Raw genomic sequence first — 255 nt, 5'->3', positions numbered from 1 at the left:
GCCTGCCGGTACGCATCTCGTCGTAGAGTCCCTCGATCCGATCTGCGATGAAGCGATTGCGCCATTTGCCGATCGTATGAGGGCCGACACCAAGCCGCGTCGCCACGATGACATTGCTCGGTTCACGCTCGCAGGCCAGCACGATCTTTGCCCGCAGCGTCAGCGCCGCAGGGAGCGAGCGCGACCGCGTGATGGCCGTGAGTTGCGTACGTTCGTCACTCGAAATCGTCAGCGTCGCCTTCGGCCGTCCGGTGC

Annotated in this window: 1 protein-coding gene; it reads right to left on the bottom strand. The window is 64.3% G+C overall.

Going from position 1 to position 255, the window contains the following annotated elements:
* The coding region (locus FNJ47_RS47080) for a helix-turn-helix domain-containing protein (RefSeq protein WP_163163629.1) at positions 1–255 on the bottom strand (255 nt) is incomplete at both ends.

Source organism: Bradyrhizobium uaiense (assembly GCF_010811875.1).
GTDB classification, from domain to species: Bacteria; Pseudomonadota; Alphaproteobacteria; order Rhizobiales; family Xanthobacteraceae; genus Bradyrhizobium; species Bradyrhizobium uaiense.
Note: the sequence above shows the minus strand (reverse complement) of the source record. Positions and strands in the feature narration are given on the sequence as shown.